General features: G+C 52.3%; 12 protein-coding genes. 8 read left to right on the top strand and 4 right to left on the bottom strand.

The window, feature by feature from the left end; all coding sequences use genetic code 11:
- The first annotated feature begins 18 nt into the window (after positions 1-18).
- Entirely contained in the window at positions 19-342 is a 324-nt protein-coding gene (locus AC3RCL_RS20845; RefSeq protein ID WP_009589641.1) for a DUF1292 domain-containing protein, read from the top strand.
- Positions 343-400: 58 nt separating this feature from the next.
- On the opposite strand, the gene AC3RCL_RS20840 is transcribed toward AC3RCL_RS20845, so the two are convergent.
- Positions 401-1,876 carry an aminotransferase class I/II-fold pyridoxal phosphate-dependent enzyme gene (locus AC3RCL_RS20840; protein ID WP_096773119.1) on the bottom strand — a complete coding sequence of 492 codons (1,476 nt, stop codon included), beginning with the start codon at positions 1,874-1,876 and terminating at the stop codon, positions 401-403.
- A gap of 376 nt (positions 1,877-2,252) precedes the next feature.
- Positions 2,253-2,876, bottom strand: a complete 624-nt coding sequence (locus AC3RCL_RS20835; protein ID WP_009589608.1) for a DUF1054 domain-containing protein — start codon at positions 2,874-2,876, stop codon at positions 2,253-2,255.
- A 267-nt stretch (positions 2,877-3,143) separates the two neighbouring features.
- Here AC3RCL_RS20835 and AC3RCL_RS20830 point away from each other — a divergent pair, with 267 nt between their 5' ends.
- Both AC3RCL_RS20830 and gnd read left to right on the top strand, forming a co-directional pair.
- Positions 3,144-3,740, top strand: coding sequence for a YkzI domain-containing protein (locus AC3RCL_RS20830; protein WP_015734302.1), 597 nt, complete (start codon positions 3,144-3,146; stop codon positions 3,738-3,740).
- Positions 3,741-3,932: 192 nt separating this feature from the next.
- Positions 3,933-5,342, top strand: a complete 1,410-nt coding sequence (gnd, locus tag AC3RCL_RS20825) for an NADP-dependent phosphogluconate dehydrogenase (RefSeq protein ID WP_175320731.1) — start codon at positions 3,933-3,935, stop codon at positions 5,340-5,342.
- 46 nt (positions 5,343-5,388) lie between these two features.
- Here gnd and AC3RCL_RS20820 read toward each other — a convergent pair whose 3' ends face one another.
- The gene (locus AC3RCL_RS20820) at positions 5,389-5,781 is read right to left on the bottom strand and encodes a hypothetical protein (protein WP_492531701.1); all 393 of its coding nucleotides are present in this window, start codon (positions 5,779-5,781) and stop codon (positions 5,389-5,391) included.
- 190 nt (positions 5,782-5,971) lie between these two features.
- Between AC3RCL_RS20820 and AC3RCL_RS20815 the strand changes: the two genes are divergently transcribed.
- A complete protein-coding gene (locus AC3RCL_RS20815) occupies positions 5,972-6,490 on the top strand; it encodes a shikimate kinase (protein ID WP_015734304.1) in 519 nt (172 codons plus the stop codon).
- A gap of 136 nt (positions 6,491-6,626) precedes the next feature.
- Here the strand turns inward: AC3RCL_RS20815 and AC3RCL_RS20810 are convergent, their stop codons facing one another.
- Positions 6,627-6,935, bottom strand: a complete 309-nt coding sequence (locus AC3RCL_RS20810) for a rhodanese-like domain-containing protein (RefSeq protein WP_175320732.1) — start codon at positions 6,933-6,935, stop codon at positions 6,627-6,629.
- Between the two features lie 165 nt (positions 6,936-7,100).
- Between AC3RCL_RS20810 and aroA the strand changes: the two genes are divergently transcribed.
- The 4 genes from aroA (at position 7,101) to ptsP (ending at position 12,701) form a co-directional block, all read left to right on the top strand.
- Complete coding sequence (gene aroA, locus AC3RCL_RS20805; RefSeq protein WP_096773122.1) at positions 7,101-8,393, top strand: 3-phosphoshikimate 1-carboxyvinyltransferase; 1,293 nt, start codon at positions 7,101-7,103, stop codon at positions 8,391-8,393.
- A gap of 52 nt (positions 8,394-8,445) precedes the next feature.
- Entirely contained in the window at positions 8,446-8,868 is a 423-nt protein-coding gene (locus tag AC3RCL_RS20800; protein WP_096773123.1) for a CoA-binding protein, read from the top strand.
- Between the two features lie 189 nt (positions 8,869-9,057).
- Entirely contained in the window at positions 9,058-10,941 is a 1,884-nt protein-coding gene (locus tag AC3RCL_RS20795; RefSeq protein ID WP_036665939.1) for a glucose PTS transporter subunit IIA, read from the top strand.
- Entirely contained in the window at positions 10,938-12,701 is a 1,764-nt protein-coding gene (gene ptsP / locus AC3RCL_RS20790) for a phosphoenolpyruvate--protein phosphotransferase (protein ID WP_492531697.1), read from the top strand. Before AC3RCL_RS20795 ends, ptsP begins: the two co-directional genes overlap by 4 nt.
- The last annotated feature ends 135 nt before the right edge of the window (positions 12,702-12,836 follow it).

Below are 12,836 nucleotides of genomic sequence, written 5' to 3'. Positions count from 1 at the left end.
CGAAGTGAGGTTTTTTCAATGAGCGAACACAAACATGAACACGGAGATGCTTGCGGCTGCGGTCACGATCATGACCACGACCACGAGCATGAAGAGTTTGTGCTGACATTGACGGATGAAGAAGGAAAAGAAGTAGAGATGGTTCTCGTGGAGACATTTGATGTCGGCGAGAAGCTTTACGCGCTTTTGCTTGAACGCGAGAATCCGGAAGCGGACGGCGTCATTCTACGTATGGAAGAAGAGAACGAGGAAATGGTTCTTTACAATATTGAGGACGAAGACGAATGGAATGAAGTAGAGGCGGTTTACAACGAACTGGTCGCTGCTGCAAACCAGGAGTAACACTCCCTAACGAAAAACCCGATGCGAACCACTCGCACCGGGTTTTTTGTATTTTGCCTTAGAATATAGGATCCGTTTCCACGATGACTTTCACGTTCTGAATGCTGCGGTCCTCAGGACCTTTGACAGGCAGGCCGACCTCGACATGGTCGGTAATGTAATCGATGTTTTCCTGGGAAATCACTTCGCCCGGAAGCAAAATCGGAATCCCCGGCGGGTAGACATAGATGAATTCGGCAATAATGCGTCCGGCCGATTCCTTGAACGGCACGACCTCCGTATCCCCATAAAACGCATCGCGGGGAATAAGCGACAGCTGCGGAATTTCCGGCGTTTTCACGACCAGCTCATTAATTTCGTTCACGTGCATGTACTGGTCCGAAAGCTCTCGGAGCGCCGTCAGCAGAATATCGATCGTCTCCCGGTTGTCCCCCGGTGTAATGAGGCACAAAATGTTGTACATATCGCTGAGCTCCACTTCAATATTGTAGTGGTCCCGCAGCCAGTTTTCGGTTTCATATCCCGTAATGCCAAGATGGCGTACATGAACGGTCAACTTGGTCGGATCATAGGAGTACGTTGCTTCTCCGCCCAGTATTTCCTTCCCGAAGCAGTACAGGCCTTCGATTTTGTTGACTTCGTTTCGTGCATATTGCGCCAATTCAATCGTCCTTGCAGCCATTTCCCGTCCATGCAGCGCCAGGCTCCGGCGAGAAGTATCCAGCGATGCCAGCAGGATGTAGGAGGTCGACGTTGTGGTCAGCATACTGATGATGGTCTGCACGCGGTAAGGATTGATGTATCCGTTCTTGGTGTTCACGTTCAGCACGGAGCTTTGGGTCATCGATCCGCCGAGTTTATGAACGCTGGTCGCAGCCATATCGGCACCGGCTTCCATTGCCGACATCGGAAGTTCTTCATGAAAATGGATCAGAACCCCGTGCGCTTCGTCCACAAGCACGGGAACATTGTAACTGTGGGCCAAATCGACGATTTCCTTCAGGTTAGCGCTCACCCCGAAGTACGTCGGATTGATGACCAGTACGGCTTTGACGTCAGGGTGACGCTTTAGCGCTTTCCGTACAGAGCTGATTGTGATCCCGTGATCGATCCCCACATTGGAATCCTGGGCAGGCGATACGAACACAGGCTTGGCACCGGTAAAGATGATGGCGGAAAGCACGGATTTATGAACGTTGCGCGGTACGATGATTTTATCACCGGGGGAGCATACCGACATGATCATGGTCATGATCGCTCCGCTTGTCCCTTGGACACTGAAGTAAGTGTGGTCGGCACCGAATGCGTCGGCGGCCAGCTTCTGGGCTTCTTCAATGACGCCTGTAGGCTGATGCAAATCATCCAGCGGCGCAATATTGATCAAATCTATAGAAAAGGCGTTATCCCCTATAAATTCCCTGAATTCGGCATCGGTGCCGAGGCCCTTCTTATGTCCCGGAATGTGAAATTGCACGGGGTTTTTGGCCGCGTGTTCTTTAAGCGCGGTGAAGAGCGGTGTACGACTGTGGTCCATGGACGTTGTCACAACCTTTCCTTATGTTTATTTTCTTATGATTTGTCGATTTCTGTTTTTATATAAACAAAATTGAGTATAGCAAAATAGGGGGGGAATGCAAGAAGAATGACCGGCTTTTTTTGCACGGACCGGCAGCGCTTCATACTTTGGACATATTAAGGGGGAGGGATGCGTTCTTCATCGTTCCTTCATTAAAATATCATCCATAAGATAAACGTCAATCGACGTACTTTCTCAGAAGGCAGACCGCTGGTTAAAGAAAGTTTTTCTTGCGATTATAGAATTGTTCAGCTTCGCTGAAAATTTATAAATTCTATAATCTTAAAAAAAGAGCTGCATCCGCAGCCCATTTTCGTAAATATCTCACGCCAGTTTAAAACGCCATTTTATAAAGCGGCAGCAGCGTCTCAAACGTCTCCTGCACTTTTTGCACCAGCTCGTCCCCTTCAAGCTTGACGGCTTCCTCGCGCGGAATGCGCAGTCCGCACATGACCTCGGCTTTTTTTACCTGTTTCAGCTTCTCAATGAGGCGAACGAAATCCTCCTCGCTCATATCCTGGTGAGGGGTGCCTGCCGGATTCATATGATCCATGGACCAATAGAAATGTTTAGGCAGCGCCTTCGCTGTTTTCTTGAGCTTGGCTTCCAGGTTGCCGGCAAATACGGTTTTGTTGGGGCTTTCGTAAATAATCGCGAAGATAACAAATAGATGGGTTCCGAACATGCCCACCTCAAAATGAGGCAGCGCTTTGTAGCCCCGTTTGCTGGCAGCCCATGCGACCCAGGTGTCAATCGGGGGATTAACGGTTCGTCTTGCATGCTTGGCCACATGCACAAACATCTCTTCCCCGACCAGCGCGGACACATAGGGGGCAAGCTCGGCCCCCAGCGTCTCAAGCTTGGGTCTTACCCGTTCAATGAGAACCTCCATACGGGCTTCGAGCCCTGGAACGGAGAATACGTCGAAATCCTGATCTTTAAATCCGGTAACCGTCATGAATGTGATGGCCTCCCTGTTGTTTATGATGAACACTTACTAAACTCCGCTTTTGGATAACCCATTATACCATAAGCCGAGTGGACGTCAGGCATGGCCCAGGAAAGTTTCACCGTATTTTCATGCGGGTTAAAAATAGTCAATAAACCAAGTTACCGTTACATAAGATGGAGTATAAGATATAGATAAGACAACATCAAAAGCAGCCATGGGGGAAATCTTCACCGTCGTTTTTCAGATCGGTAGTAAACCGGAGGAGGGAGTGCCGTGAATAAGAGCGAGGAAGTGGAGTATTGCAACCTGGAGCTCCGGTTTGATCGCCGGCATATCCAGGACCTAATCAAGGAATTGATCCAGGAAGGATATTCGCTTTACTGGAGCGAGAATGAAACGCAGTTTGTCATTTCGATCCGAACCGGACGCAAGCTGGTAAAGCTGCGGTTTCAACGGACAGGAAGCGGTTTTAAGCTGGTAGGCGATTATATGATCCGCGATCCCAAGCTTGCGGAATGGATGGAGAAATTGATCGAGAATACCCGTGGCCACGCTGTCGTCAAACGTTTCAAGGACCGGCAGATATTGATCGAGAATATTTTGTTTGGCGAGGTTATAAGGCTGGTGGAAATATCCGGTTACCGGCAGCGTGTGCTGTTTCAGAAGGGGACGCCGATGACGGAGCAGGAAATGGTGCGGTTGTTCGAATCGGATGAGGGGGAACAGCGGCTCCTTCTGTCCAGGCTGGAAACCGATGATGAGCTTGAGAAGCTCCATGCCGCCCTTCAAGAGGGGAATCAGGACAAAATCGCGGCCTGCAAGCAAAGACTCCGCGAGCTTTCCTTAGAGCTGATGAGGCTGGAGTGGTAATTCACTTCATCGAACGATACAAGAGTAAAGCACGAACAACACTCCGAAACCGAAGGGGTGTTTTCGCGCGTGTTCTCATTTTGTGACAGGGGTTCACTTGTCAAATGAAAAACGTTAATATAAGATTATTGCAAATCATCTCGTAGGGATGGGTTGTTTAAAAATATATTGGAGCAAAGGATGGAGAACCAGATGTCAAAACAACAAATCGGTGTGATTGGCCTTGCTGTAATGGGAAAAAACCTGGCCCTGAACATCGAAAGCAAAGGCTTCACCGTTTCCGTATATAACCGCTCTCCGCAAAAAACGGAAGATATGCTGAAGGAAACCGAAGGCAAGCAAGTGAAGGGAACGTTCTCGATCGAAGAATTCGTGGATTCCCTTGAAACTCCTCGCAAAATCCTGATCATGGTACAGGCAGGACAAGCTACGGACGCTACGATTGAACAGCTGATTCCTCATTTGGACCAAGGCGATATCATCATCGACGGCGGTAACGCTTATTTCCCTGATACGCAGCGCCGCAGCAAAGAGTTGGCTGAAAAAGGCTTTAACTTTATCGGTGCAGGCGTTTCCGGCGGCGAAGAAGGCGCATTGAAAGGCCCATCGATCATGCCAGGCGGACAGGAAAGTGCCTATAAGCTGGTTGAGCCTATTCTGACAGCCATTTCCGCGAAGGTTAACGAAGAGCCTTGCTGTACATATATCGGACCGGACGGTGCCGGCCATTATGTAAAAATGGTTCACAACGGTATCGAATATGGCGATATGCAGCTCATTTGCGAAGCGTATCAATTGCTGAAAGACGTACTCGGCCTCGATGCGAAGGATCTTCACGGAATCTTCACGGAGTGGAACCAAGGCGAACTCGACAGCTACCTGATCGAGATCACGGCTGACATTTTCTCCAAATACGACGAAGAAACCGGCAAGCCGATGGTTGACGTCATCCTGGATACGGCGGGTCAAAAAGGAACGGGCAAATGGACAAGCCAAAGCTCCCTGGATCTGGGCGTGCCGCTTTCCATGATCACCGAATCCGTATTCTCCCGTTTCCTCTCCGCGATGAAAGAAGAGCGCGTTGCGGCAAGCAAAATCCTGAATGGTCCAAAAACGGCTGCATTTGACGGCGACAAAGCCGAGTTCATCGAAAATGTGCGCAAAGCGCTGTTTGCGAGCAAGATCGTATCCTACGCTCAAGGCTTCGCACAGCTTCGCGTAGCGTCTGATGAATACGGCTGGAACCTGCAATACGGCAATCTCGCTAAAATCTGGCGCGGCGGCTGCATTATCCGTTCCCGCTTCCTGCAGAACATCACCGATGCGTATGAGAACAATCCGGAGCTTAAGAACCTGCTGCTGGATCCGTTCTTTACCGATATAATCGAATCCTATCAAGATGCATGGCGTAAAGTCGTAGCTTCCGCGGTTTCTTTGGGCATTCCGGTGCCTGGATTCTCCAGCGCGCTTGCATACTACGACAGCTACCGTACGGCGAACCTGCCAGCGAACCTGCTGCAGGCTCAGCGCGACTACTTCGGAGCGCACACCTTTAAACGCGTTGACAAAGAAGGAACCTTCCACTACAACTGGATGGAGTAATCCTGCTCTTTTATCGGCAGCGTGAATTCGACTCTTCCCGGATGGACTAATTCTGCTCTCTTGCAGCAGTATGGATATCGTCCTCAGGGATCGAGGGCATCGATTCAAACGTGCGGGCTTTAGTAGGGGAGATAGCCTCCGCCAGCTCGGGAAGCCCGTGCATGGCTTCTAAGAGACAGGTGCGGATGTCGCCGTTCTTTGTCTGAAAGTGGTTTCCGCTTCCGAGCAAGAGCAGCGCGGCTTCGCAATAACTGTTGAAATTTTGCAGCAACCGTGGCTTTGAAAGATCTTGCAGCGCAGGATCCTTCAGAGCCACTTTTTTTTGGACAAAATGAAGCACCCACATCACGTCCTCGCGGCACAGCGGGTAGGATGGATCGAGCATCCGGCGGATCCGCTTGGCCGAGGAAGAGAGTCCGGTTGGATGAAATGGCACCATGGGTTCATTCCTTTCTTCTAATCTTGCATTCTTGTAACAGTGTATGATGCTTGGGAACAAGATAGACTCCATAAATAGAGGCTTGGCTTGAGGCATTTGGATTACAATTTAGAGAGTCGGGTCCATTGTCGAAAGATTTGGGGCTGTGGTATGATATGAACAACCTTTACAGTGAAGCAGCGAATGGGGTGTGAAATTGGATAAGCTGGGTAGAAACATCATTCTGATCGGGATGATGGGGACGGGCAAGTCAACCGTGGGGCGCCTCGTGGCAGACTCGCTCGGCTACAACTTGATAGATCTGGATGCGGAAATTGAGAGAATGGAAGGCAGAACGATTTCCGAGATGTTTGAAACGGAGGGAGAGCCGTATTTCCGCGAGGCTGAATCCGCTGCATTGCGCAGCGTTTTGCTCCGGGATGGAATCGTCCTGGCATCCGGCGGCGGAGCCGTCCTTCGTTCCGACAATTGCGACGTAATGAAACGCGGGGGCTGGGTCGTTGCCCTCACAGCGGATGCGGCCAGCATCGTGGAACGCGTACGGGGCGATGCCAACCGGCCGCTGCTTGCGGGCGATGTGGAAGAGAGGGTTCGGCGCATCCTCGATGAGCGAAAGGACAAATACCGGTTTGCGGACGTGATGGTGGATACGGTTGGCCGATCCGCGGATGAAGTGGCGGCTGACATTTTAACGCATTACCGCGGCTAAGATGATAAGCGGACCCGGCTTGGCATGGAGATGGATAAGACCTGAGGGTTTAAACAAGGGAGCTTGCGAGCAGGATTCAAGCACAAGCAAAAAAAGGCGGGGATCATGTTCATCCCGCACCTTCTTTACGGCTTGCCTATACTTCATCGTCATGCCACTGCAGCATGCCGCCCTTCATGTTGATCACGTTGTTCAAGCCCTGGTGATTGAGAAATTCGCATACGTGTTGACTGCGTCCGCCGCTCCGGCAGATAAAGACAACCTCTTGGTCGCGCGGAATTTCGTCCAGGCGGTTCGGAATCTCGCCCATCGGGATATGCTTGGCACCGCTGATCATCCCGGCGGCAACCTCTTCATCCTCGCGGACATCAATCATGTACACCTGTTCGCCGTTTTGAAGCCGGCTTCTAAGCTCCGAAGTTTCCATTTGAGGGATCGGTTTCATCATATAGACCTCTTTTCTTAGCATAAATGAGTAAGATCGCAAACGATCTGATTTTCCGGTTCACATGAACTATGATAACCAAGCGGTTCTTTCCCTGTCAATTTATCCTAGGGAGATTGTAATGCTGGTAATCGCAACACTATATACAAGGGAGAGATACATACGATGGATGTTATCGTCAGGCCTACGCCTATATTAAAAGGGGAGATCGGAGCGCTGTCCTCCAAAAACTATACCACCCGTTACCTGCTTGTGGCTGCCCTAGCGGAAGGAACGAGCACGATTTATTATCCTGCCCACAGCGAGGATAGCGACGCGATGAGACGCTGTATCCGGGATCTCGGAGCCGTGATCGAGGAGGACGAGGAAAAAGCCGTGATTACGGGCTTTGGCAAATCGCCGCGGGATGTGAAGGAGCTGAACGTTGGCAACGCCGGTGCCGTCCTGCGCTTCTTGATGGGCGTAACGGCATTGTCTAAAGAGGTTACCTTCGTCAATGCGTACCCGGAATCACTGGGCAAGCGTCCTCATGACGATCTCATTGAGACCCTTGGCCAATTGGGCGTGGAAGTGGAGCATAACGATGGCAGGCTGCCCATCACCATTCGCGGCGGCCAACCGAAGGGCGGCAAGCTCACCGTTTCTGGCGAAGTAAGCTCGCAGTATTTAAGCGCCCTGTTGTTCTTGACTCCATTGCTTGCCGAAGACAGCGAGATCACCGTTACCGGAGATCTGAAATCCAAGGTCGTGATCGGTCAGACCCTGGAAGTGCTGGAGCAGGCCGGCATTACGATTCACGCAGCGGACGACTATACGTTCTTCCGGGTTCCCGGAGGGCAATCCTACGAAGCCAAGACCTATACGGTTCAAGGCGATTATCCGGGGTCTGCTGCCGTGCTGGCGGCTGCCGCGGTTACGCAGTCCGATGTAACGATCCGCAATCTGTCGGAGGACAGCAAGCAGGGCGAGCGCGCCATTATCGACGTTCTTCGAATGATGGAGGTTCCGCTCACCCATGAGAACGGAAATGTCCATGTGCAGGGCAACCGCACCCTGAAGGCGCTCCAATTCGACGGAGACGCGGCGACGGACGCGGTGCTCGCGATGGTGGCGGCAGCCGTGTTTGCCGAAGGAACCTCCCGGTTCTACAACGTGGAGAATCTCCGTTACAAGGAATGCGACCGGATTACGGATTATTTGACCGAACTGCGTAAAGCAGGAGCCAACGTGGAGGAGCGCCAGGCCGAGATTATCGTTCATGGCCGTCCGGACGGCGTCGAAGGCGGGGTTGAGATCAATGCCCATTACGATCACCGGGTGATCATGGCCCTCACGGTGGTCGGGCTGCGCGCAGGACAGCCGATCCGGATCAAGGACGCCCACCATGTAGCCAAGTCGTACCCGCAATATTTTGATCACATGAAGGCGCTTGGCGCCGATGTAGAATGGGTAAAATAGAGGAATAGGACAAGATTCTCATCGATAAGGAACGGAAAGGTGGTCATGAACCATGGCATTTGAAAATCCTACGCGCGAAGAAATCGCGGATATTTTACGAAATGCGGGCAATATCGCTGTCGTTGGCCTGTCCGATCGGCCGGACCGCACATCCCATATGGTTTCTGCCGCGATGCAGCAACGCGGATACCGGATCATCCCGGTAAACCCTGGTGCAACCGAAATCCTCGGCGAGAAAAGTTATCCTTCCCTGAAGGACATTCCCGAGCCGATCCATATCGTCAATGTGTTCCGGCGCAGCGAATACTGCGCCGATGTAGCACGGGAAGCCGCCGAGATCGGTGCGAAGGTGCTCTGGCTGCAGCAGGGAATCATCAGTGAGGAGGCGGCGGCCATCGCCGAAAGCAGCGGCATGATCGCGATTATGGACCGCTGCATCAAGGTCGAGGATTCCATCGCATTGGGCGGCCGTTAAACTTCAAAGCGTATTTCGGAAGAATAGGCAAGTCTTGCGTAGAAAACAGCCGGTGGCAGACTGGACATGGTCCGGTTCTGTCGCCGTTCTGTTTGCAGGGCTTGCTTTTGCTGTGGGCATTTGCCCTTAATTCTTTTTGACAAAAACAGGCGCAGCGCTTACCATCAAGGATAGAAAGGAGGGCTCGCCTTGAATTGGTTGGGATCGTTGCAACAGCTGGGCAGAGCAGTCATGCTCCCTACTATGGCGCTTCCGGCGGCAGCTCTCCTGCTTAGCGTGGGGAGTTTGCCATGGTCGGCTTGGGGCTTCGGAACCTTGGGCGAAATCGCTCAGGCAGCGGGGCATGGGGTGTTTTATTACATGCCGTATTTATTTGCCATTGGCGTCGCATGGGGACTCTCGAATCAGGGGGGTCCCGCCGGACTCGCCGCCCTTGCCGGCATGTTCATCTATGATCAGGTCATATCCCGTCTGGGAGACGGGAGCGTACAGCCCTCGACCTTGATCGGCATTATATTTGGGGTAATGTCCGGTTACGTGTATAACCGGTTCAAACATATTAAGCTTCCCGAAGCCATACAGTTTTTTGGAGGCTCCAGATTTGTACTGCTGTTCATGGGATTGTTCTCAACGATATTCGCTTGGATCATGCTGGGGACAGCACCCCTTGTGCAGCGCGGGTTAGATGCTTTTTATGATCTGACCGTACATATGGGAGCTTTCGGTTTGTTTCTATACGGAATTTTGTACCGCGTACTCACGGCCTTCGGTCTGCATCATTTGTTAAACAATGTGTATTGGTTTCAGTTGGGCTCCTACGAGACGGAGGATGGTACCGTCGTGCAGGGGGATCTGCCTCGGTTCTTCGCGGGGGATCCCACGGCCGGCGACTTCATGGCCGGTTTGTTCCCGATCATGATGTTTGCCCTGCCGGCGATCGCGTTTGCCATTATCCAGGAAGCGCGTGAAGATCTGAAGCCGAAAGTGAAAAAGACGTTTATGCGGTCCGCGCTTGTCTGTTTTTTGACCGGGGTTTCGGAGCAGATCGAGTTCGCGTTTTTATTTGCGTCTCCATATCTGTATGTGCTCCACGCCTTGATGGCCGGTTTCGCGATGGTCCTTACCTATGCATTTGACATCCATCACGGTTTTTCGTACTCGGCCGGATTCATCGATTACGTGCTCAACTTCCATTTATCGCAGAACGCCTGGATCATCATACCGATCGGGGCCGTGTACGGCATCGTCTACTATTTTCTGTTCCGCTGGGCGATACGCACCTTCGAAATCCCCACGCCGGGGCGCGAGGAGGGCTCGGCGCTGGAAGGCCGGGCAGGCGATATTCCCTATCAGGCGCCGCTCATTCTGGAGGCGCTTGGAGGCAAAGACAACATCGTTCAGGTGCAGTCCTGCATGACGCGTCTGCGATTGACCGTGTACAATGATCGTCAGATTGATTCTGACGCACTGAAATTGCTCGGTTCAGCCGGCATTATCAAGCTGGGCGGAGGGAACGTGCAAGTGGTGTTCGGGACGTATTCCGAGCTCATCCGTGAAGAGATAAACAAGCTGATGCAGCAGGATTTGCCGCGCGTTCTGTTCAGCGCGCCCGTACAGGGACGCATGCTTCCGATTGACGAAGTGCCGGATGATATTTTTGCCGCGAAGCTGGTCGGCAACGGCGTCGCCTTCATACCGGAAAAAGGAGAGCTTGTATCACCGGTATACGGCACGGTCATGCACGTGTATCCGACGATGCATGCCATCGGGATTTCAACGCCGGAAGGGCTTGAGGTATTGATTCATATCGGGATCGACACTTCCCAGTTGAAGGGACCGTTTACGGCTGTGGTCAGCGAAGGGGATACCGTTGAACCGGGGCAACTGCTGGTCAAGTTCGATTTGGCGTATTTAAAGACGCATGCCGCATCGCTGGCCACGCCAATGGTAATCACCAATCCCGATAAAGTAAGATCCTGGAGCTATGCTCCGTTCAAGACCGTGAAGAGAGGACAGTCATCTGTCATGTCCGTCGTATTAAATGAGAGTAATGCTGGGGGTAGAGAATCATGATACAAGGCATTGGCGCAGCAACAGGCGTAGCTATCGGTAAGGCTTTCGTACTGCCGCATTGGGAGCTGGATCTTCCGGATTCCGAAATGGACGCTGTCGATTTAGCCAAAGAGTTCGAGCGCTTATATGAAGGCATACGAACCTCCAAGAATGAAATTGAATATATCAAGAACGAATTCAAGGAAATGGTGGGGCACGAGGAGTCGCAGATTTTTGACGCGCATCTGGCCATATTGGAGGATCCCGTGTTCATGAACGAAATTCAAGGGATCATTGAGCGCCAGTACAAGGCTGCCGAGGTGGCGGTAAAAGAGGCGATCGATCATTTCGTATCCATGTTCGATCTGCTGGACGACGAGTACATGAAGGAGCGGGCGCTTGATATTAAGGATGTCGGCAATCGGCTGCTGAAGCATCTTCTTGGTGCACCCGAAGTGAAGCTCCCGGCCGATACGCAGCCTTATATTTTGGTTGCGAAGGAGCTCTCCCCGTCGCAGCTCGTTCACCTGAACCCTTCCCACGTTCTTGGTATCGTGACGATGACCGGCGGCAAGACCTCTCATTCGGCGATCATGGCCCGCGCGCTGGGCATACCGCTCGTTTCGGGGATCGAGAACAAGCTGGATAAACCGATCCAGACCGGACAGCAGTTGGTGGTGGACGGAGATGAGGGGTTGCTCTATTTGGAGCCTGACACGCTCATCGTGGAGCGGTATGAAGGCATCCGGGACCAACAGCGGAAAAAGAAAGAGCAGCTGCAGCTCCTGGCAGCCGTTGATGCGGTAACGAAGGACGGAGCATACTTTAACCTGGCCGCGAACATGAACTCCGTTAAGGAAATGGAGATTGCGCTGAAGAACGGCGCGCAGGGAGTCGGATTGTTCCGAACGGAGTTTTTGTATATGGACCGGCACAACTTCCCGACGGAGGAAGAGCAGTTCGAAGTGTATAAACTGGTTGCGGAGAGCGCAGGCCAGGCGTCCGTCGTGATTCGTACGCTGGATATTGGCGGCGATAAGCAGCTGGATTATTTCGCGCTTCCGGAAGAAGAGAACCCCTTCCTCGGGTACCGCGCCATCCGCATCAGCTTGGACCGAACCGAACCGTTCCAGACCCAGCTTACCGCGATTCTGAGAGCGAGCGCTTACGGCAGCGTCAAAATCATGTATCCGATGATTTCATCGGTAGAAGAAGTCAAGCAGGCCAATGCCGTGCTGCGGCGTGCCATGGCTGATTTGGACCGGCGCGGCATCGCCTATGATCCGAACATCAAGGTCGGCATCATGATCGAGGTGCCTGCTGCGGTCACGATCTCGGATTTGCTGGCGGAAGAGGCCGATTTCTTCAGCATCGGGACCAATGACCTGGTTCAGTATGTTCTGGCTGTGGACCGGATGAATGAGCAGATCGCGCATATGTATCATCCGTTTCATCCTGCCATTTTGCGCATGCTCCGGACGACCGTGGAGGCTGCCCACGGGGCAGGGATTCCAGTCAGCGTATGCGGAGAACTGGCAGGAGACGAAAGAGCGATTCCGCTTTGGCTTGAGCTCGGCGTTAAGGATTTGAGCATGTCTCCGCAATCCCTGCTCCGCGTGAAGCATCGCATTTTGAATACGAATGCGGCAGAAGCGAAAGGAGAGGCGGCGGCTTGCTTCAAGCTGCGTACCAGCTCCGCTGTCGAAGAACGTCTTAGCGCTTTTGCCGAACGGAGCAGTTATCTGAACGGAACCAACGGGACGGACAGCACGGCGTCTTAACCGTTAAGATAGGGATCATCGACTTTTTTCAGTCTTCTTTTTTTAATGGACAAGCTATATGAGCATAAAAAAACAGCCGCCTATCTCACCAGGGAGCCCTGGTGACAAAGGCGGCTGTTTCTGTATATGGGGGCA

The sequence above is a fragment of the Paenibacillus sp. MT86 genome, assembly GCF_058792535.1.
This window is presented reverse-complemented; position numbering and strand designations above follow the sequence as displayed.

What these genes read in the sequence shown, in the direction of transcription:
- gnd (WP_175320731.1), top strand. Translation starts at nt 3,933, where the DNA reads ATGTCAAAACAACAAATCGGTGTGATTGGCCTTGCTGTAATGGGAAAA.
- AC3RCL_RS20845 (WP_009589641.1), top strand. Translation starts at nt 19, where the DNA reads ATGAGCGAACACAAACATGAACACGGAGATGCTTGCGGCTGCGGTCAC.
- AC3RCL_RS20810 (WP_175320732.1), bottom strand. Translation starts at nt 6,935, where the DNA reads ATGAAACCGATCCCTCAAATGGAAACTTCGGAGCTTAGAAGCCGGCTT.
- AC3RCL_RS20840 (WP_096773119.1), bottom strand. Translation starts at nt 1,876, where the DNA reads ATGGACCACAGTCGTACACCGCTCTTCACCGCGCTTAAAGAACACGCG.
- aroA (WP_096773122.1), top strand. Translation starts at nt 7,101, where the DNA reads ATGGATGTTATCGTCAGGCCTACGCCTATATTAAAAGGGGAGATCGGA.
- ptsP (WP_492531697.1), top strand. Translation starts at nt 10,938, where the DNA reads ATGATACAAGGCATTGGCGCAGCAACAGGCGTAGCTATCGGTAAGGCT.
- AC3RCL_RS20820 (WP_492531701.1), bottom strand. Translation starts at nt 5,781, where the DNA reads ATGGTGCCATTTCATCCAACCGGACTCTCTTCCTCGGCCAAGCGGATC.
- AC3RCL_RS20800 (WP_096773123.1), top strand. Translation starts at nt 8,446, where the DNA reads ATGGCATTTGAAAATCCTACGCGCGAAGAAATCGCGGATATTTTACGA.
- AC3RCL_RS20835 (WP_009589608.1), bottom strand. Translation starts at nt 2,876, where the DNA reads ATGACGGTTACCGGATTTAAAGATCAGGATTTCGACGTATTCTCCGTT.